This is a genomic window from Paenibacillus rhizoryzae (genome assembly GCF_059686995.1).
Window position 1 is genome coordinate 326,927 of sequence record NZ_JCAALT010000008.1, and the last position, 20,016, is coordinate 346,942.

At 52.4% G+C, this 20,016-nt stretch carries 14 protein-coding genes; 5 read left to right on the top strand and 9 right to left on the bottom strand.

What is annotated here, in order from left to right:
• Positions 1-10: 10 nt before the first annotated feature.
• The 7 genes from AC6ESO_RS23810 to AC6ESO_RS23840 all read right to left on the bottom strand — a co-directional run bounded on the left by AC6ESO_RS23810 (position 11) and on the right by AC6ESO_RS23840 (position 5,597).
• The gene (locus tag AC6ESO_RS23810) at positions 11-538 is read right to left on the bottom strand and encodes a hypothetical protein (protein WP_497093564.1); all 528 of its coding nucleotides are present in this window, start codon (positions 536-538) and stop codon (positions 11-13) included.
• 73 nt (positions 539-611) lie between these two features.
• Complete coding sequence (locus tag AC6ESO_RS23815; RefSeq protein WP_497093565.1) at positions 612-2,021, bottom strand: sensor histidine kinase; 1,410 nt, start codon at positions 2,019-2,021, stop codon at positions 612-614.
• Positions 2,018-2,755 carry a response regulator transcription factor gene (locus AC6ESO_RS23820; protein ID WP_497093566.1) on the bottom strand — a complete coding sequence of 246 codons (738 nt, stop codon included), beginning with the start codon at positions 2,753-2,755 and terminating at the stop codon, positions 2,018-2,020. Before AC6ESO_RS23820 ends, AC6ESO_RS23815 begins: the two co-directional genes overlap by 4 nt.
• Before the next feature lie 216 nt (positions 2,756-2,971).
• Positions 2,972-4,165: an MFS transporter gene (locus AC6ESO_RS23825; protein ID WP_497093600.1), complete on the bottom strand. Its 1,194-nt coding sequence runs from the start codon at positions 4,163-4,165 to the stop codon at positions 2,972-2,974.
• A gap of 90 nt (positions 4,166-4,255) precedes the next feature.
• Complete coding sequence (locus tag AC6ESO_RS23830) at positions 4,256-4,684, bottom strand: MerR family transcriptional regulator (RefSeq protein ID WP_497093567.1); 429 nt, start codon at positions 4,682-4,684, stop codon at positions 4,256-4,258.
• Positions 4,685-4,877: 193 nt separating this feature from the next.
• A complete protein-coding gene (locus tag AC6ESO_RS23835; RefSeq protein WP_497093568.1) occupies positions 4,878-5,261 on the bottom strand; it encodes a rhodanese-like domain-containing protein in 384 nt (127 codons plus the stop codon).
• A gap of 18 nt (positions 5,262-5,279) precedes the next feature.
• Positions 5,280-5,597, bottom strand: a complete 318-nt coding sequence (locus tag AC6ESO_RS23840; RefSeq protein ID WP_497093569.1) for a rhodanese-like domain-containing protein — start codon at positions 5,595-5,597, stop codon at positions 5,280-5,282.
• Between the two features lie 208 nt (positions 5,598-5,805).
• On the opposite strand from AC6ESO_RS23840, the gene AC6ESO_RS23845 reads away from it, so the two are divergent.
• Entirely contained in the window at positions 5,806-7,368 is a 1,563-nt protein-coding gene (locus tag AC6ESO_RS23845) for a catalase (RefSeq protein WP_497093570.1), read from the top strand.
• A gap of 52 nt (positions 7,369-7,420) precedes the next feature.
• Here AC6ESO_RS23845 and AC6ESO_RS23850 read toward each other — a convergent pair whose 3' ends face one another.
• Both AC6ESO_RS23850 and AC6ESO_RS23855 read right to left on the bottom strand, forming a co-directional pair.
• Positions 7,421-9,286 carry an LTA synthase family protein gene (locus AC6ESO_RS23850; RefSeq protein ID WP_497093571.1) on the bottom strand — a complete coding sequence of 622 codons (1,866 nt, stop codon included), beginning with the start codon at positions 9,284-9,286 and terminating at the stop codon, positions 7,421-7,423.
• Between the two features lie 68 nt (positions 9,287-9,354).
• Positions 9,355-9,996, bottom strand: a complete 642-nt coding sequence (locus AC6ESO_RS23855; RefSeq protein ID WP_497093572.1) for an antibiotic biosynthesis monooxygenase family protein — start codon at positions 9,994-9,996, stop codon at positions 9,355-9,357.
• A gap of 294 nt (positions 9,997-10,290) precedes the next feature.
• Between AC6ESO_RS23855 and AC6ESO_RS23860 the strand changes: the two genes are divergently transcribed.
• The 4 genes from AC6ESO_RS23860 (at position 10,291) to AC6ESO_RS23875 (ending at position 19,967) form a co-directional block, all read left to right on the top strand.
• Positions 10,291-10,749 carry a MarR family winged helix-turn-helix transcriptional regulator gene (locus AC6ESO_RS23860; protein ID WP_497093573.1) on the top strand — a complete coding sequence of 153 codons (459 nt, stop codon included), beginning with the start codon at positions 10,291-10,293 and terminating at the stop codon, positions 10,747-10,749.
• A 17-nt stretch (positions 10,750-10,766) separates the two neighbouring features.
• Positions 10,767-11,522, top strand: coding sequence for a class I SAM-dependent methyltransferase (locus AC6ESO_RS23865; RefSeq protein WP_497093574.1), 756 nt, complete (start codon positions 10,767-10,769; stop codon positions 11,520-11,522).
• A gap of 116 nt (positions 11,523-11,638) precedes the next feature.
• A complete protein-coding gene (locus AC6ESO_RS23870; RefSeq protein WP_497093575.1) occupies positions 11,639-12,178 on the top strand; it encodes an NAD(P)H-dependent oxidoreductase in 540 nt (179 codons plus the stop codon).
• A gap of 382 nt (positions 12,179-12,560) precedes the next feature.
• Positions 12,561-19,967 (top strand): fibronectin type III domain-containing protein, encoded by a 7,407-nt coding sequence (locus AC6ESO_RS23875; protein ID WP_497093576.1) that lies wholly within the window; start codon positions 12,561-12,563, stop codon positions 19,965-19,967.
• Positions 19,968-20,016 lie beyond the last annotated feature (49 nt).

Consider the following 20,016-nt stretch of genomic DNA (forward strand, 5'->3'; position numbering starts at 1 on the left):
CTTTGGCACTCTACACGCCAATCGATGTCAGCAGCGATTGTAGATTTTGCTGCAAGGTCAGTACTTGCTGCTTCGCCTGAATAATCTGCTCCTTAAGCGCGATTATTTGTGTGAGCTCGGCTGTACCCGCTTTTATGTTGCCAGCCTGCTTAGCTGCCTTAACCTGTGCCCACAGCGCCTGCTTCTGCGTCCGAAGCGCGCGAATCGAGGCATGCTGCGTTTCGATCTGCTGCGCCAGCTGCTTCAACGACGACTTCAGTTTCGCTCTTTGTTCCTTCGGCATGGCCTTCACCGTCGACTTGTTGACGGCGTGCAGCGACTTGATTTGAGCCGCCAGCGCTTGCTGTTCCGTACGTAAAGCAATGAGCTGGCTCTTGCCTGCAGCCGTCTGCGCTTTCCACTCCGCATGCTGCCCTTTTCCTTCGGGTGCAGCACTGCTGCCTGCATTTCCGCTGTCTGCGAATACCGCCTGTGCGGATCCCGCTGTAAGCGCCAGTCCAATAACGACTGCCGCTATCTTTTTGCTGAGCATTCTCATCTTATTCTCCTCCAATTGCCTATGGATTTGACTTACATGCTCAACTCTACCGCGTAAATGTATCAAAAGTTTGTCATGACCGTTGCAAAGGCAGCTCGACTCTCATCACGGTTCCTTCACCAAGCGTGGACGCCGCCGTAATCGTCCCGCCATGTGCCTGCACAATATAACGGGAAATCGTAAGCCCCAGCCCCGAACCTCTGGACGTGCGGCTGGATTCCGCCTTATATAACCGCTCAAACAGACGCGGCATATGCTCGGCAGCAATACCGCGGCCATTGTCCGCGACCGATAACACAGCCAAACCGCGAGCATCGGCACGAAGCCGGACATGAACCGTTGTTCCGGCAGGGTTATGATCGAGCGCATTGCCGATTACATTCAGAATCACTTGCCGCAGCCGCTCGGGATCTCCCTGCAGCATGACAGAAGCAGAGGAGTCGATATCCGCCTCCAAGCGCATCCCGATCTCCTTGGCCTTAAGCGTACACTGCTGTACCGCCCGCAAACAGAGCTCCGTGAAATCGAAGGCCTTCATGTCATACTTGATCTGATGTTCTTCGAAAGCAGACAGCTCACTCAGCGTATCGATCAACAGGTTCAGCCGCAGCAGCTCCGCCAAGGAAAGCTTCACAAACTCCGTCTGCTCACTTTCAGTCAAAATGCGATCGGACAGTGCCTGCAGCGTCCCGCGAATACTCGTGAGCGGCGTTCGAAGCTCATGCGCAATATCCATGAGGAGTCTTCTTCGCTGCTCCTCGATACGTTCGATGCGTTCGGCCATCATATTGAAAGAAACACCCAGCCTTGCCAGTTCGTCATCGCCTCGGATGTCGACCCGACTGGAGAAATCACCCCCGGCCACTTTATCCGAGGCCTCGCTCATCCGCTGGATAGGCCGCACAAATCTACGCGCGGCATACCAAAGCAACACGATTAGCGGCCCTGCGCACAGAAGCACCACAAGCCAAATACTTCTGCGTATCGGCGCGGCAAGCTGCTTGGCATCGGCTACAGAAGAGTAAAGAAAAGCGGACGCAATCACTTGCCTGCCACGCTGCAGCGGAAAGCCGATAATGAGCATTTTCTCGTTATCCTGCTTGCGGAACTTTGCAATTTTCTCGACGTGATTCCCTTCGCTGACGCTCACAATCCAGCTGTTCACGTCCGGGCGCACCCCAACCTCGTACAGCCCCTGCTTCAGATACTTCACTCTCTGGCCGACAATGCTGATCTGCACTTTATTTTCCTGCTCGATCCGTTTCAGCTCTTTGCGAAAGCCACTAACTGTCATGTCGCCCTGCTCCAGCTGCTGGTACGCTGCCTCTACAGTCGTCGCCCGTTCATGAAGTCGATCCAAGCCTTGTCGGTAGAAATCTCGCTGGACCAACCAACTGATCACAACAGTCAGCAGCAGCAATATCGCAATGGTGATGCAAACAGAAGCGACCAGCCATTTGCGAAATATCGAATTCAGCCTCATGGGCTCACCTCAAACTTATAGCCGACTCCCCACACCGTTGTCAGTTGCCAGCCTTGTCCCGCTCCAAGCTTGCGCCGAATGCGCTGAATATAGAGATCGACGACACGATCCTCACCTTCATAATCCCAGCCCCAAATCTGAGCGATGAGGTCCTCCCTGGTATACACCCGCTCCGGATGAGCGGCAAGCCATGCCAGCAGGTCAAATTCACGTCGTGTCAAGCTGACCGCCTCCTTATCCATCGAAACGGTGAAAGCATCAAGCCGCAGCTTGAGGTTGCCGACAGACAGCCATTTGCCCCCTTCTTTATCGTCCCTATCCCGCTCCGGGTCTCTGTCTGCCTCTATATCCCGCCCACTTTGATGCCGCTCCTCTCTTCGCAGAAGCGCATCTATACGAGCAAGCAATTCATGGGGATCGAATGGTTTTACCACATAATCATCTGCGCCGATTTGAAGACCCTCAACTCGATCATGAACTTCACTCCGTGCCGTTAACATAATAACAGGCGTGTAATCCCCCGCTTGCCGCAGCTGTTTGCAGACAGCCCATCCGTCCAATCGAGGCAGCATAAGATCAAGCACGATCAGTTGAAAACTGCACGCTGCAATCTTCTCCAGCGCTTCCTGGCCATCGTGAGCCTCCTCCACCTCGTACCCGTTCTTGGTTAAGTAGAGTGTCGTGATCTTCAAGATCGAGGGATCATCATCTACGAGCAATATACGTCTTGGCATTGGCGCCACCTCCTACCCAGTTCAATTCATATAGCCAAATTATAAGCGACCTTCCTGCTCCATGTGTGAATTCATCCAGACAAAACAAAAAACCCCGGCGGCGACTCATTGGAGCCGATACCGGGGTTTACTCAATTGCTCCTTGCACGCAATAATATAACACTAACGTTAACGTTACATTTTGAGCCAAAAAAAGGACGTCCCATCAGCATTTGATTAATGAGCTTCTGCCTCATCCACATGCTTCAAATGTTTGCGGTTCAGCCAGATGACGATAACCGCCAGCACGACGAACCCGCCGCCAATGTAGAATGGCGCGTGGAAATCAAACCACTCCGCGAATTTAACCGCATAGTAAGGTGCAAGCGCACCGCCGATGAAACGCAGGAAGCTGTAAGCAGCCGATGCTGTCGGACGCTCAACCGGAGCAGCGTTCATTACCGCAGTTGTAATAAGCGTATTGTTATTGCCCAGGAAGGCGCCGGCCAAGATAACCATGCAAATAATGACCGTTTTATCCGTGGTCCAATACCCCATCACGAACAAGGTAGCCGCGAACAGCAGCAATTGCACGCACATCGATTTCACTGTCCCGTAACGCTGCTGCAATTTTGGAGCCGTAACAACGGAAGTAAACGCCAGCAGCAGTCCCCATCCGAGGAACACGTAGCCAAGGCCGTGTACATCAACGTGATGCAGGTGACCAAGCACAAGCGCCGCATAGACAAGCAAGGTGAAGAATCCGAAGTTATAAAGGGCAGCCGAGATGCCAAAGACCAGAAGCGCGCGATGCTTTAGCGCACGGAAAGGATCCAGCAAGGAAGCTTTTTTCTTAATCGGTGTCACAACGGCAGACGACTTGGCAGCCTTCGGCATCATGAACAGGATGAGACAGAATGCCAGAACCATTAAACCGGCAACGCCGTAGAAAGGGCTCCGCCACGAAATCGCGCCCAGCTCTCCGCCAAGCAGAGGGCCAACGGAAATACCCAATCCGACCGCTACCTCGAACAAAATGATCGATTTCCCGACACCAACGCGGGATAAAGAAACGATGGCGGACAACGCAGTGGCGACGAAGAATGCATTCCCCAGTCCCCATCCGGCGCGAAGCCATACGATTTCCATTACATCGCCTGCACTACCCGCAAGCGCAGAGAACACTGCGATTAGTACGATACCGGCAAGCAGCATTCGCTTAATGCCAAGACGGGAGGAGATGACGCCCGTAATCAGCATGGCGACGGCCATAACCGCGTTATAGCTCGTGAACAGCAAGGTCAACTGGCTGTCAGAGGCATGCAGCTGATCCTTCATCATCGGCAGAATCGGATCGACCAGACCCAATCCCATAAAAGCGATGATACTTGCAAAAGCGATTGCCCACACGGCAATCGGCTGATTAAACATGGAGTTGCTCTTCGGCGCACTCGGCTGCAAAGGGGCTTGCGGCGCGGCTTTACGTGCTGTATTAGGTGTTGACACTTTTACTCCTTCTTTCTACGTAGTCATTTGATCAAGCGCGACATTGACGCGTTTCTTGAGCGCTTCAATTTCCTTGCGGAATTCCTTCATTTTCTCCAGCTTGTGATCGATCATCAGCAGCTGCTTATCGATCATCCGTCCTGCTTCTTCAAGCTGATTGCGCTTCTGCTCCACTTCCTCGGCTTTCCTGTAAGCATCGCCGTGTTGGACGAGTTCCTCGCGCAAAGCGACAAAATCAATAATTTCCTGCAGGGAGAAGCCGAGTACATCTCTTGCATTGATGATCTGCTTTAGCCGTTCGATGTGCATGCGCGCATACAAACGCGTCCCGCCTTCCGTCCGCTCTGGCGGCGGCAGCACGCCGATCTCCTCGTAATACCGTATCGTACGTTTCGTCAGGCCGCTCTCTTTGGCAACATCATCAATCTTATAACGCTCTCCCATCTGTATTCCTCCTCCCTTTCGTCAAAACAATTGGTTCCTTTGATTTCATCTTACTCCTTCTATAACGTTAACGTCAACGTTAGATTTTGTCATCATGCAAATTCCTTCCCGTTAGTATAACGTTATCTCTTCTTTCGTATGTAAAAAGGCCTGTTCACAGCATCAATCCGTCGCTGCAAACAAGCCTTTACAATTATTGAGCAAGCTTCCCGCTCCACGCGCCAAGTCCGCCCTGCAAATGGGCAATTTGCGAGTAGCCGCCTCGCGTCAGCTGCCTTGCCGCTGTTTTACTGCGCATGCCGCTTCGGCAGTACAGTAGAAGCTTCTTATCCTTAGGCAGCTCGCCAAGCCGGGATCCAAACTGGGACAGCGGAATATTCCGCGCTCCCGGAATGTAGCCGCTCTTGTATTCTCCTGCCTCACGCACATCAATTAGCAGCATATCCCCAGCGCCTGTCTCAAGCTCCCGGCGGAAATCCGCTGCCTGCAGCGTGCGGAGTCCCTTTACTTTGCCGAATCTCGAATAGCCAAACCAAACCACAACGACAACAAATAATAGATTCAGCGCGATATCCATCTTCGCTAACCCCCGCTCTTATTCTCCTGTCAGCTCGCCCGTCCAGCCCAATAGACCGCCTGACATATTCACGACCGAGAACCCTCTCTCGCCAAGCAGCTCGCAGGCCAGCCCGCTTCTACCGCCGGCCTTGCACATCACGATGATCTCACGCGCGCCATCCAGCTCGTCCAATCGTTCAATCAGCTGTCCGAGCGGAATGTGGACGGCGCCCGCCAGATGACCGGCCGCCCATTCCGCAGGCTCGCGGACATCCAGCATATATAAACTTTCACCTGAACCGAGGCGCTTCTCAACCTCCTGCGGTGTCATTTCTTTCGCCGCTTGAAATCCCATTGCACATATCTCCTCCCTTAGCGATCACGCTAATATACCCCTATGGGTATGTATTTTAGACGACTCTACCATCCCTGTCAACGCACATCAAGCGGAATTCCGCTTCCATAATTTGCGAGTACACCTGTAAGTGAATCTGAATCAGGAACCACGCGCTGGGTAACAATACCATTGGAGTTCACATTTTACTGCGAAAGGAGCTTGGCACTTGGAAAAGGATACCGATCAAACGCTCACGACCCGTCAGGGCCATCCTGTAACGGACAATCAAAATATACGAACGGTTGGCAGCCGTGGACCGAGCACCCTGGAGAACTATCATTTTATCGAGAAAATCACTCACTTTGACCGGGAACGCATCCCCGAGCGCGTCGTTCATGCCCGCGGAGCCGGCGCTCACGGCATCTTCGAGGCTTACGGCAAAGCCGGCGATGAACCGGTCTCGAAGTATACGCGCGCCAAGCTGCTGCAAGAGGCCGGCAAGCAGACACCGGTATTCGTTCGATTCTCCACCGTCATTCACGGCAGCCATTCACCGGAGACGCTTCGCGATCCTCGCGGCTTCGCAGTCAAGTTCTACACCGAGGACGGCAATTGGGACATGGTCGGCAACAACCTGAAGATATTCTTCATCCGCGATCCGCTGAAATTCCCGGATATGGTGCATGCATTCAAGCCGGATCCGCTCACGAATGTGCAGGATATGCAGCGCTTCTTCGACTTTGTCTCGCTCTCGCCGGAAACGACTCATATGATTACGTTCCTATTCTCTCCTTGGGGCATTCCCGCCAACTATAGGCAAATGCAGGGCTCCGGTGTTAATACATACAAATGGGTCAATCAAGACGGCGAAGCGATGCTCGTGAAATATCACTGGGAGCCGATCAAGCAAGGGATCAAGAACCTGCTGCAGCGGGAAGCCAACGAGATCCAAGGGCTTAATTTCAACCATGCCACGCTTGATTTGTACCAAGCGATCGAGGCCGGGGACTATCCCGAGTGGGAGCTGTGCATGCAGCTGATGACGGATGACGAGCATCCGGAGCTGGATTTCGACCCGCTTGATCCGACGAAGCTGTGGCCGCCGGAGCAGTTCCCTTTCCTGCCCGTTGGCAAAATGACGCTGAACCGCAACCCCGAGGACTATTTCACCGAAGTGGAGCAAGCGGCATTCGGTACCGGCGTGCTCGTGGACGGTCTGGACTTCTCCGACGACAAGCTGCTGCAGGGCCGAACATTCTCCTACTCCGATACGCAGCGCCACCGGGTGGGAACCAACTACTTACAGCTGCCGGTTAATGCACCTCAGACGCATGTCGCGACCAATCAGAGCGGCGGGCAAATGCAGTACCGTCCCGACCGTTCCGCGGGGCAAAACCCGCATGTGAACTACGAGCCGTCGTCCATGGGCGGATTGCAGGAAGCAGCCCGCAGCGGCAAAGACCATGAGCCGCACTACGATGCGAAGCTGACTCGGCAGAAGCTCGAGCGGACCAACGACTTCAAACAAGCCGGCGACACGTTCCGCGCCTTCGAGAGCTGGGAGCAGGACGAGCTGATCGACAACCTGGTCGGTGCGCTATCGATATGCAAAGAAGATATCCGATCGCGGATGATCGGATATTTCACCGAGGCGGATGCCAGCTACGGGCAGCGCGTCGCAGAAGGGCTGAAGCAATCCGATGGCCGCAACATTGCAAGCGGACAGTCACGGCCTGAGCAGGCGGTCGAGCAAGCGAATCAAATGGGACACGAAGTGGACCCTTATTAAACGATAAAAAGCCGCAAGCGGGATGCTTGCGGCTTTATTTTTTATAAGTGCATTATTCGTGTTTATCCGGCAGTTGACTAACGTAGCTGTCTGATAACGTCAGCAGCTTCAGCGTACGATTGTACTGATCCTCGGTAGCACCCTCGCCATGCTCTTGCTCCCCGTCATCCCGAATCGAGTAATTCGTGCCATCGGCATAATCAATGCCCGGCAAGTACATATCCTCATCCGTAATGACGGAGCCTGATGGCAAGAAATGACGCATCGGCAGCATATTGGAGCTCTGATTCAACAAATCTTGGCCAAAATAAATCTGATTGCTAAGCGATACGCCCAGTAAATTCGCAGCCGTCGGCAGAATATCGATCTGACCGCCGGTTTGTTCCCGCACGGAAGGCCCAGTCACGCCGGGAGCATGTAGAATCAGCGGGATACGGAACATGTCGGTATACCCATACTCATGGCCGATCATGCCAGCCACCAAGCTCTTCTCGTTGCGGTCAAGCGAGTACAAGGACAACCCTTGATGGTCGCCGTAGAACAGAATGACACTGTCATCCCATAGCCCGCGCCGCTTCAAATCGTCGATGAACTGTCCGAGCGCGTAATCGGCATAGTTCTGGGCATGAATATAGTTACCGACGATGGTGTCGTCGAACTCTTCCGGCAGCGTCATTTTATACTTGGATTCCGGAAGATTGAACGGATGGTGGGCGCTCATCGAGATCACTTGCGCATAGAAAGGCTGTTCGCTCTCATCCAGCTTCACCAATTCATCAATCGTCTTGTTGTAGAGCACTTCATCCGATGAACCAAATGCAATATGATCTTCGTCGCCGAAGAAGGATTTGTCATAGTAACGATCCCAGCCGATTGCTTTGTACAGCTCCGTCCGGTTCCAGAACGAAACATCGTTCGTATGGAACGTCGCGGTCGTGTACCCATTCGCGTGAAGCAGCTTCGGCAAGCTCGGCAGCGCCTTATCCACATTGTGGTCAGTCGCCGCATCGTGCTGAGGCACATATAGCGATGTATTCACCACATACTCGGCATCCGAGGTAGTTCCTTGACCAACCATGGTGTAGAAATGATTAAAGTGCATGTTCTCCTGCGCAAGCTTGTTGATGTTCGGCGTTACTTCTTGACCGTCGATCTTGAGTCCGATCAAGAAATCCTGGAAAGATTCCATCTGCACGATAATAAGGTTCTTTCCTTTATTCGCTCCAAAATATTGCGGCTGTGGCTGCGGCTGCACCGTACCTTTCAGCTCATCAATCGCGCTCTGCGTAATGTCCGCCATCGGCACCATTTCGTCCTCTTTACGGCTATCAGCAAAAATCGTATAGATCTCGTAGTTGAGCAGCCCCATCTCTTCGGCCTGCTTATTCTCATTCATACTGGCACGGTTCGGCCAAATATTCAGCAAACAGAGCAGCGAAGACACGATGAACATAATGGTGATGCCTGTTTTCTTCACGGGTCTCATGCTGACGCGATGCTGAATATGTTTGTGCTTCGGTCTCCATAAGATGAACGCCAGCACAACGATATCCAAGAAGATGAACAAGTAATAGGGATCAAGGAGCGAGTAGGTGCTTTCTCCAACCTTCGTTACTTTATCGGCCTGGGCTAGCGCGTGATAGGTGACGATAATGCCATAATATTTGTAATACATGAGTACGGTAAAATAGAGCAGCGTAAGCAATAAATTGACGATCATATAGTACAGCATCTTCCGTTTGCCCGCTAACCATTCGATTAGACAGAACACCACCCAGAAGAACGGAATTTCCGTTACGAGCGTCATCCAGGACGGTCCTTCGTCAAATACAACCGACCAGGCCAGAATACCCTTCACCAAGAGAATAATAGTAAAGTAAAAAAATCTGCGATTAAGCAGTCTCATTAGAAGAGACACTTTTAACAACTCCTTCCCCGGCAGCAAGCGACTACTCTCGCGCCGGACGTTCCTTGTAGTTATACCTGCTAGTTAAGCAAATGGTTTTCCGCCAATCCGACCACATGCGCGAGTTCGAACAGATGCAAACTAGGCGGCTTCGGAAGCACGCCGCAAACCGTCGCCATCATGCCCGGCGCAAGCCCCCGCCCAAAGGCGCGAAGCACCTCTTGCTTGCGGAAAATCGCTTGAAAATGACGCCTGCTCTCGAATTGCCCGACATGAATCGCCAGTCGATTATCGCGGCTGACCAATAAATTCGTCGAGATATAACCAGGCTGCTTGCGTACATACGGCATCGTGCGCTCGAAATTCCGAATCATCACTTCGCGTTTGCCGGGAGCGAGCTGTACGATATTCAGGAAATACAAACGTTCTGTCCCTTGTCCTTCCTCCACCTTAGAAGAAAGCGGAGCTGCAATATGATCGCTGTATTCTACCGTATACCGATTCGGACCTGAAGCTTCCCCCGCTTGTGCATCGACAAGCGCAAGTGAAACCACATGTTTCCCCCGAGTACCTCGCAGAACAGCGCCGCTCTGTACAGCTCCGTCTTGCCATACCCGTTCCATCGCCGATATGGCATGGTTCACTTGTTTCAGCTGCTTGTGCCGGCCAGCAACTTGAAACACCTTAAGCCGAACCAGTGCGCCAACCTTCATATCCTGCATAGACAACAGACCCTCTGCAGTTAACATGGGCGATAATGAATGTCCTCTATGGTTTAACGCTAAAAACTCCGATTGCGTTTCATTTTCCATCATTGCAGCGTTCCTTTCACGTTTTTGCATGTGAAATTTATTACGTACTGTAGTATAGTTGTATCATGCAACTATGTCTATTCGTAATTATACAAGGTATTTAGTAGCTGTCAATCGGTCTATCTCTTCCACTTGCACGGCATAAATTGAAGCGATATGCTGGAATAAATACGATTCATAAACCAAAGAAACGGTGAACCCAACATGAACATAGATCTAGATAATCTGCATCGAATCGAGCATGAAATGGCTATCTTTATTCGCAGAGCCGAAGCTGCCCGTATCGCTTATTTTAATAATACCGGGCTTGACCGCTCTACTTATTTATTGCTAAGGCGGCTGTTTGACCATGGACCGCTTGGTATAAAGGCGCTTGCCGATACTTTTCAATTAGATATTTCGACAGCCAGCAGGCAAACCGCCTCGCTTGAAGCGAAGGGGTATGTGGAGCGCACCGTGGATCCGAAGGATGCCCGGGTCAGCCTGCTCCAAGTCACCTCCTCGGGCAGCGAGATGCTGCTTAAAGTAAGACAGCTGCGCCAGACCTTCTTTACCGATGTGCTGAAAGATTGGACAGAGGAAGAATCCACCCTGTTCGGAGAGCTGCTTCAAAGGTTCAATGAGACGGTGGAGGATCATTTGAACTGCAATAAATGCGTGTAGAGGAGAGGTTTGCGTCTATGAAGGATAATACGAAACGGTTCTCAGATCGCGTGGAGCAATACGTGAAGTATCGACCCAGCTATCCGTCTGCGGCTTTAGATTTCATCTATCATGAGGCGGCTCTGAGTCCGGCTTCCGTAATCGCCGACATTGGAGCAGGTACGGGGATTTTCACCCGACTTCTGCTTGAGCGGGGCAGCACTGTAGTGGGAGTGGAGCCCAATACCGAGATGCGGTTGGCGGCAGAGGCTCAGCTTGGCGGTTACGATCGCTATCGTTCCGTCGACGGTTCGGCGGAAGCGACGAAGCTCAGCGATGGCTCGGTGGATTGCATCGTATCGGCGCAGGCCTTTCATTGGTTCGAGCCGGAATCGACTGGGCTTGAATTTCGCCGCATTCTGCGCGCTGACGGCAACGTGGCACTGATCTGGAACACGCGCCTGACCGATGATCCTTTTGGAGCTGAATATGATCAACTTCTCTTACACTACGCACCGGATTACAAAGATGTGAACCATAGACGTCTTCATCACGAGGACTTTGCCTCATTCTTCCGAAATGGCAGCTATAAGAAAGCGGAGTTTGCGAATGAGCAGCTGTTTGATTTCGAAGCTCTTAAAGGGCGGACCCTCTCCTCCTCTTATGTCCCGCTTGCGGGTTCGCCTAGCTACGAGCCTTATATGGAAGCGCTGGAACTATTGTTCGGCAAGCATCAACAGGATGGCATCGTCGGCTTCCAATATAGAACGGACATTTATTTCGGTTCGGTATAACGGCTGCTTCTCATAGGGTTGACATTCAGGAGCTGCTGCGGCGGCTCTTTGTTTTTTCGGTTGGGATCTATGCTATAATTCCTATATCATTTTCATAATAGAGGAGTTACGTCACCATGAGCACACTTGTGATTGTCGCACACCCTAATATGCAAGAATCCCGCGTCAACCGGATGTGGAAAGAACGTCTGGAGCAAGAAGCCGGTATTACCGTACATGACTTATATCAAACGTATCCGAATGAAATGATCGATGTCGAGAAGGAACAGCAGCTTCTGCTGCAGCATGACCGAGTCGTGTTCCAATTCCCGTTTCACTGGTACAGCACGCCTTCCCTGCTTAAGAAATGGCAGGACCAAGTATACACCTATGGCTTCGGCTATGGGACAGGCAATCAGCTAAAGGGCAAGGAGTACGTGCTGGCTATCTCCGTTGGCCGCGCCGAAGAATCCTATCGCCCGGATGGCGAGAGCCTCTACACGATGGAGCAGCTTCTGCTGCCTTTGCAAGCCACGGTCCTGCTGACCGAGATGAAGTATGTACCGCCGTTTATGGTGTTTCACGCGCCGCGCCTGACCGATGAAGAAGTCGTCCAAAGCGCGGACAAGCTGGCCGCCTATTTGACAGCGCCTATTGGCGCTTATGCTGCTGGCTAGACGATATCTGCCTCCACCAATTCAAACATGGCCGTTCCATCGCAACTAGCCACAATAAAAGGTCAGCCAGTAACAACTGGCTGACCTTTTATTGTGCTAGGAAGGATCCAAGCCTGCATCGAGAAGGCGATCTTGCAGATTTATTATTGACCTTTGGCATTCTGTCACACGAGAGTGAAACTTTCCAGTATTTTCCCGATTGCAGGTGTTTTGAAGGATATGAAATAATGGTCGAAGCTTGTACGAGGACGTCTATTTTCATCTCTAACAGGGAAACCGATAAATTTGTACTCTAGATTCCGATCATATGAAATTCAAAGCGCTTTCATGTTCGTGATAAGGTAAATCCATCATTAAATAGACTTCAGTGGGGTGAGGGTGCATGAACAGTAGATTGAAGAAAACATTGCTTGGCTGTTTTGCCGTATTAATCGTATCCGGATCGGCATTTCCGGGTACTGGCGCGGGTATTGCCCATGCCAGCGTACCCACAACCGAAGTAACGCCCGGCTCGTTCTCGGATTCGCCGCAGCCGGGACAAATCCGGATCTACGCGGGAGCGGATGCGGGTAATTCCGATACATCGGGCAGTCGGATGGTCGGCTCAGTCGTAAAGGAACTGTACTTGGAACAGAATAGCGGCTCGGAAGCCAAGATCGAGAGCCAAGGCAACGGAGTGGCGGATTTCGCTCGTTACGGCTGGCATAAGAAGGTGACAAAACGGGTTGCAAATGGAAGCGCTTATTTCTCCTATAAGATTCCCGTAGATCCATCGCAGACGGCTCCTCTCTATCTGGCGATGGAAGGGATCGGCGAAATCAAGCTGACAGCCGAAGGACAGACGCTGCTCAACACGGGGAACAGCGGGCTCGGCGTTCAGACGCCATGGGAATTCACGCTATCGGATCCATCCCTCTGGGCCGATGGTTACGTGGAATTGAAATTCGAGGATGCCGATCCGACGGACGGAGAAGGCGTCAATCTTCACTGGCTCGAGCTCGGGCCATCCTCCGTTTGGCGTGACCGCATCAGCCACATCGTATGGGACACCTCCAAAGTCTTGTGGCAAGCAGGTTACTATGAGGGGACAAGCAGCGAGTTTAAAGGGAGCTCTACGAATCTCTCCCTGCCGGCTTCCGGGACGGCTATTTCCGCACTGAGCCAATCGGGAACGGTCGTTCTGAACTGGAATCAACCGGCCCCGGCTCCCGGTAAGAAATACTACTTACTGGCGGGACTAATCGGCGGTACGGGTAACCATACCTTCGACTTCGGCGCAAACGGTTCGATCGAAGCCACGAGAGAAGCGAGCAAAGAACGGATTACGGATATGGACGTTACCTCGTATATCACGGGTGGAGCGAATTCCGTAAGAATAGCTACGGCAACCGGGTCCACCATTGATTTCGTGAGCCTCGTGGAAGTGACGGAAGGCGCAACCTCCGACGACTCGCTGAAGGTCGTGTTTAAGGGCAACGAGATGGCCGAGGATTGGACCCGTCTCGTCAACAACACCATGTACTTCCATATGGACATGATGACGGAGAAAAGCACTGGCTTCATCGATTCCTCGCTGCCTAACGGGATCTTCCCTCTCTTGTATTGGGTAGCCGACTCGGCTCCGGCAATGCTTGAGATGGCGAGATGGGGATATGTCGACGAAGCAAAGCAGGCCTCATTATTCCGCAGCGCCTCGAATCATTACACCGGGGATAACGGAGCTGCCGGACTCGTATTCTCGACCATTGCTTATTTGATCAAAGGCGACAACTATGTCGGCGATTACGTGAATAAAGCTTGGCCGGTGATGAAGGATGGACTGGATTATTACAAGGATCAAATCAGCAATAATAGCTATCATCTAATCAAAGGTACCGGCCTCGAAACGACCAACAAAGGCTACGGTATCTACAATAACTCCATTGCTTACTTCGCGTTGTTAGCCGGTGCTGAGGTTGCCAGCAAAACAGGTCATGCCAACGAAGCGGCGGCCTGGTTAGCTTCCGCTGATCTTCTCGCTCAGGGAATCAGCGATAATCTGGTTGCGCATACGGATCTTACATGGCTTGGCCATACGATTAAGAAAGATACTTGGCGCTATTCGTTGGATGGCACCAAAACCGACGGCAGCGATGCTCCTTGGATCAATGCAGGCTGGTTCGGAGTCGGCAGTCAAGAGGAATTGTACTATGGCTACAAATCGCCAACGGATACGCGCAACAGCGCGGTCGAAGATTGGCGTCAAATTACAAACAACACATTGGATTACCACTCGGAAAACTTCTGGGCGGATTGGAAGCTATACGGTCATAATCGCGGCTTCGGTACCGATTACGGGGTGCTGTCCGAACGCGGAGGCTGGCCTCTCCTATCCATGCTGATGGGCGATCGAATGGATATGGCAAAGAAGAATTTGCAGCACGTGATATGGAACAGCACGGATTTGAACTTCGCTCACGATAATGAAGGCGTTCAGGAGACTTCTCCTTGGCTGCTCGTTCGCGAAGTGAACAAGTCGGACCACGGGATTGCCGAGCAGAACGAAATCGGCAACGGCGGCGCCAATGAAGACATGAACTTGGTTGAGTATATCGTCGCATTGAAGAACGTGCGCGTGATGGCAGGCCTCGACGACGCGCTGGAAGGCAACTCTAACTTGAACATCGTGCCGCGCATTCCTAGCAGCTGGGACGGCGTTAAAGTCAACGACTGGTTGGCACATTATCGCGACGGCTCCGGGAACATCGGCCAGACCGACATTTCCTACGACTATTCTATTCAACCGGAGCAAGCTACTCTTCGAGTATCTGCCGCGAATGCGGTAGAAGGATCTCAGTTCCGCTTCGGTCCGTTCGCCAAGGATGCTGCTGTCACGGCGGTTACCAAGAATGGAAGCGCGCTTAATCCGAGCGAGTACAGCGAGGAAATTTCCGGCGATTCCAAGTGGGTGTGGGTGAACGGCAGCATTGGTACGACCAGCTCCACTTACGCGGTTCAAATGGACATCCCGCATCTGAGCTTCGAGAATAACTTCGATTCCGCTAATCTGTCCGACTGGAGCTCGCTAAACAGCGATTCATGGACAGCAGGCAGCGGCAAACTTGAAGCCCAAAGCGCGGACGGCGATCTCTTGCTTAACGATTCCACGCAGGAAGATCTGATCTATAGCACGGACATCAAGCTGAATGAGGAAGGCGCAGCGGGACTAAGCTTCCGGACGAATGAGACCGGCGAGGATGGCTACGACTTCATACTGGATTCCAAAGCAGGCAACGAAGGCGAACTGAAGTTGGCCACCCGCCAAGGTCAGGTGCTTTACTCCCAGCCGATGAACGTAAACATGAACAGAACCTATACGTTAAAGGTCATTGCGGCTGGTCCGATTCTCATGGGTTATCTGGATGGCACGAAAGTATTCCACATTGTTGATTCCACCTACGGGGAAGGCCATGCGGGCTTGTATGCGCAAGGGCGAGTGAGTTTCGATAACACATTGGCTAACGACAGCGCCAGCTCAGTGGCCATTCCTTCACTAGTCAGCGTCAGTATTTCCAGCTACAAGACGAATACGATGCTCATGACGCAGGAGAAAGAAATTCCGGTCATTGCGACGTTCGATAACGGCGAAACGCTGGATGTCACCCATGTCCCGGCGCTGCGCCGATACGTCATTAGCGATCCGACGGTGCTTATGGAGAATGATGAGTTATTGAAGGCAACGAAAGTTGGCACGGCGAACGTGTCCGCTTCGGTAACGATTAACGGCGTTACCAAGCAATCCAATTCGCTGGCCATGAAAGTCGAAGATCTAAGCTACGCGGAAATCTATTACAAAGACGATAAAGAAAGCATGAACCTCATGGTGAACGAGACGGTACAAGTATGGCCGTGGGCGAAGCTGAAGGATGGCATATGGTGGTTCCTCGGCTATATGCCGGCAAGCACGAAAATTCATTACATCAGCTCGAATCCTGGCGTAGCCACCGTAACCCATGATCCGGCCAATGCCGATCCGGAAAGCCGCAGCATGCTGAAGGCTAACGGAGCGGGAACGGCAACGATAACGATGGAAGTCACAGTTAACGGGATAACCGTAACTTCTCCGAATTCCATCAGCATTACCGTTATCGATCCGAGTCAATTCACGGGCTTCGCGGATAACTTCGACGATGGAGATCTTGTCGGTTGGGCAAAGAGCGGTCCTGGTGCCTGGAGTGTTCAGGACGGCCAGGCCAAGGTGAGCAATCCGCAGCCAACGGGCTGGGATTCCTGGAATATTATGAATGCCCAAGGCAAGGACTTCGTATACAGCGGAGACGTTACGTTCAAGAATGGCCAAGCGGCCGGCCTCAGCTTCCGAACGAACGATACGGGATCGACCGGCTACGATCTCATCTTGGACAAGAACGAAGGCTTGAAGCTTGCGGGCCGACCCTATCGTGCCTTCAAGACCGTACAAACTCCTTTCGCGGACAATCAGACGTACCATGTCAAGATTGTAGCTAAGGATGACAACATTAAAGTGTACTTAAACGGCGCTTTGAAAATGGATTATAACGAAACCGTATACGGCTATACATTCGGCAAATTCGGCATGTTCTCGTTCCAGAGCGAAGCTTCGTTCGATAACCTGAAGGCAGAAACAACGTTTAAGTTGGATCAAGCAACGGCAACGCTTGCGGATTCCTCCCTGCTTGTCGGCCAGTCGACGCAGCTTCTAACAACAGGCAAGCTGAATACTGAAGAAGAAGCTGACTTGTCGGCGGCAACTTATGTCTACGCAAGCAGCGACGAATCGGTCGCGACCGTGGATGCTAACGGTGAAGTAACGGCAATTGGCGCAGGTACCGCAACGATCTACGCGGATATTACGCTTAACGGTACAACCGTGCGCTCAACTAGCGCGGATCTTGTCATCACCATTGACGATACTGTCGCTCTATTAGACAGCGTTTCGGCTTCGGTCTCCACTCCGCAGATGAATATCGCCGCAATAACGACAGTTGCGGTAAGCGGAACGATGACGAACGGGACCGTAGCGGATCTCAATGGCGCAACAATTACCTATGCAAGCGATAATGCAGCGGTAGCGACGGCAGCGGCCGACGGTACTGTAACCGCGAAGGGCTTCGGAACGGCGAACCTTACGGTGACCGTGAAGCTTAACGGTGTCACGAAAGTCTCGAATTCCGTAGCGATCACGGTAACCGGAACAGAGACATTCACGGAGAACTTCGATGATGGGGACACGTCCGGCTGGGCTCCGAATGGCGGAGTATGGAGCAATACAGGCGATCGTATGAGGGTCGACTATTTGACGGCCAACAGCTGGTTCGACGCTTGGAATATTTTCGACAAGCAAGGACAGGATTTCGTCTATAGTGCGGACGTGAAGCTGATTAACGGCAACTCCACGGGCATTAGCTTCAGAACGAACGTTAATGGAACGCAGGGCTATGATGTCATCCTTAGCGTATATGACGGACTTAAGCTGGCGAAGAGACCTTATTCGGAGATTATTCGGTATACCTCCTTTACCAAAGCGTTAAATCAGACCTATCACCTGAAGGTCGTCGTCAAGGGTTCCAACATCAAAGTCTATCTAGACGGCGTACTTGCCATTGACAAGAACGATTCGACGTATGCTTCCGGTAAATTCGGATTGTTCGCATTCCAGGGAACTGCCGAGTACGATAATCTTCAAGTCCATGTCTGGGATGTCGATGCTCCGGCTTGGACAGGTGCAAGCCTAACCGCTTCGAACGCGACAAGCACTGGTATGACATTGAATTGGAACAGCGCAGTTGATACCACAGGCGTTACACAGTACCGCGTGTATCAGAATGGCCTTCCTATAGCAACCGTTGCAGGGAACGTTCAAAGTTATTCGGTAGAAGGATTAACACCTGAAACTGAATACAGCTTCAAGGTCGAAGCCGTCGATGCGGTGGAAAATTGGAGCACGGACGGACCATCGGTGACAGCAAGCACGCTAAGCGAAAATACACCTGGCGAACCGGATGTCTTGGCGCCGGTATGGACGCCGGAATCTTCCTTGAGTGCAGCTAACATCACTAAGACCGGGCTGCAATTAGCTTGGAGCACTGCAAGCGATGATACAGGAGTTACGCACTACCAAATCTATCAAGACGGAACGTCAATCGCGACGGTAGCCGGTTCGATAAACGAATATACGGTAGATGGGTTGTCGAGCGGCACGGAATATCAGTTCAAGGTAGAAGCGGCGGACGCGGCAGGCAACTGGAGTTCCGACGGCCCATCGGCAACTGCTGCGACGCTGAACGAAGATGAAGAACCGGGTAATTCCGACATTCTCGCACCGGTATGGAGCGAAGGAGCAACTTTCGAAGCGACCAACATTTCTCAAACCGCCCTGCAATTAGCTTGGAGCCCGGCTAGCGACGAGGTAGGAGTTACGCAATATCGGGTCTATCAGAACAATGTCCTGCTCGCAACGGTGTTGGATTCCGTCCAAAGTTATACGGTAACGGGCTTAACTAGCGGCACGGTATACGACTTCAAGGTTAAAGCAGCGGATGCGGCAGGGAACTGGAACGACGGCTTGTCCGCTAGCGCAAGAACGCTGGATATTCCTTATATCTCGATTCCCGTTCCACCTACGCCTTCCGTGCCTAACACGGTAGCCATTATTCCAGCGGAGCAATGGCAATCTCCTCCGAAGGACGGCATTCACTTGCGTTTGCCGCAAGGCAAAGATCAGGTCCTGCTTCCCGAGGGCGCTGCAAGCAAATTAGGAAACAGCTCGCTTATTATTGAAGACGGAACGAGCACGATTACGCTTAACGCAGCAACGCTGCAAGCGGCTGAGAAGCTGCTGGCTAGCACAGCCGGTCCAGGCGCACAGCTCGTCGTCGGAATCCGCTCCTTAACCGGTGAGCAGGCTCAAGTCCTATCGCAAGTACCATCGCCTCCTGGAGTTCGGATGCAGCTGGAAGGCGGCATCGCGAGCTTGCAGTTCTCGGCGATCGACAGTAAAGGCAACCTGGTTGACCTGGACGGAACTCAGCTGCCGGGACAACTGACCCTTCACTATGAAGGAAGTTCGGATAATGAGCTGCTGCTCGGCGCATACCGACTAAATGAAATGACCGGCGTTTGGGAGTACCTGCCTGGCGCGATCGATAGGCATAAGGACCAAGCCGTCGTAAGCGGCACCAACTTGAACAACATTGCGCTGATGGCGTACGACAGATCGTTTGACGATGTCGCAAACACGAACTGGGCGCATGAAGCCCTGAAGGTGATGTCGGCTCAGCACCTCGTGAACGGAACATCCGAAACGCAATTCTCGCCAAATGCGAAGACAACGCGCGCGGAGTTCGCGGCCATGCTCGTTCGACTGCTCGGCATTGAAGCAACCGCTCAGTCCGCATTCACGGACGTGGAACAAGACGCATGGTACGCGCAAAGCGTAGCGGCGGCAAGCGAAGCCGGCCTTGTTCTCGGTGACGGCAGCCATTTCAATCCCAACGCGACGATCACCCGCGAAGAGATCGCCGTCATGATTGTTCGTGCATTCCATTACAAGAACAAGGATAAAGACACTGCTCTATCGGGAGCGAGTCCGACTGGCGATTTCAAAGACCAGGCGAAGCTGTCCGATTGGTCCTCCGAGTTCGTGAAACAGGCCGCAAGCTTAGGCTTGATGAAAGGCAGCGGAGACGGTACCTTCGCTCCGAAATCCAATGCGGTCCGCGCGGAAACGATGCAGGCTGTCTACAATCTTTTCAAACTGTTAGACCAATAACCAATCAAATTCATAGACTACGCGCCTACTCCCTTCAGACTCGATCTGG

Bases quoted from the DNA above. Each gene is read 5' to 3' on its own strand.
- AC6ESO_RS23810 (WP_497093564.1), bottom strand. From the start codon at position 538: ATGAGAATGCTCAGCAAAAAGATAGCGGCAGTCGTTATTGGACTGGCG.
- AC6ESO_RS23815 (WP_497093565.1), bottom strand. From the start codon at position 2,021: ATGAGGCTGAATTCGATATTTCGCAAATGGCTGGTCGCTTCTGTTTGC.
- AC6ESO_RS23820 (WP_497093566.1), bottom strand. From the start codon at position 2,755: ATGCCAAGACGTATATTGCTCGTAGATGATGATCCCTCGATCTTGAAG.
- AC6ESO_RS23825 (WP_497093600.1), bottom strand. From the start codon at position 4,165: ATGTTTAATCAGCCGATTGCCGTGTGGGCAATCGCTTTTGCAAGTATC.
- AC6ESO_RS23830 (WP_497093567.1), bottom strand. From the start codon at position 4,684: ATGGGAGAGCGTTATAAGATTGATGATGTTGCCAAAGAGAGCGGCCTG.
- AC6ESO_RS23835 (WP_497093568.1), bottom strand. From the start codon at position 5,261: ATGGATATCGCGCTGAATCTATTATTTGTTGTCGTTGTGGTTTGGTTT.
- AC6ESO_RS23840 (WP_497093569.1), bottom strand. From the start codon at position 5,597: ATGGGATTTCAAGCGGCGAAAGAAATGACACCGCAGGAGGTTGAGAAG.
- AC6ESO_RS23855 (WP_497093572.1), bottom strand. From the start codon at position 9,996: ATGCAGGATATGAAGGTTGGCGCACTGGTTCGGCTTAAGGTGTTTCAA.
- AC6ESO_RS23860 (WP_497093573.1), top strand. From the start codon at position 10,291: ATGAACATAGATCTAGATAATCTGCATCGAATCGAGCATGAAATGGCT.
- AC6ESO_RS23865 (WP_497093574.1), top strand. From the start codon at position 10,767: ATGAAGGATAATACGAAACGGTTCTCAGATCGCGTGGAGCAATACGTG.
- AC6ESO_RS23870 (WP_497093575.1), top strand. From the start codon at position 11,639: ATGAGCACACTTGTGATTGTCGCACACCCTAATATGCAAGAATCCCGC.
- AC6ESO_RS23875 (WP_497093576.1), top strand. From the start codon at position 12,561: ATGAACAGTAGATTGAAGAAAACATTGCTTGGCTGTTTTGCCGTATTA.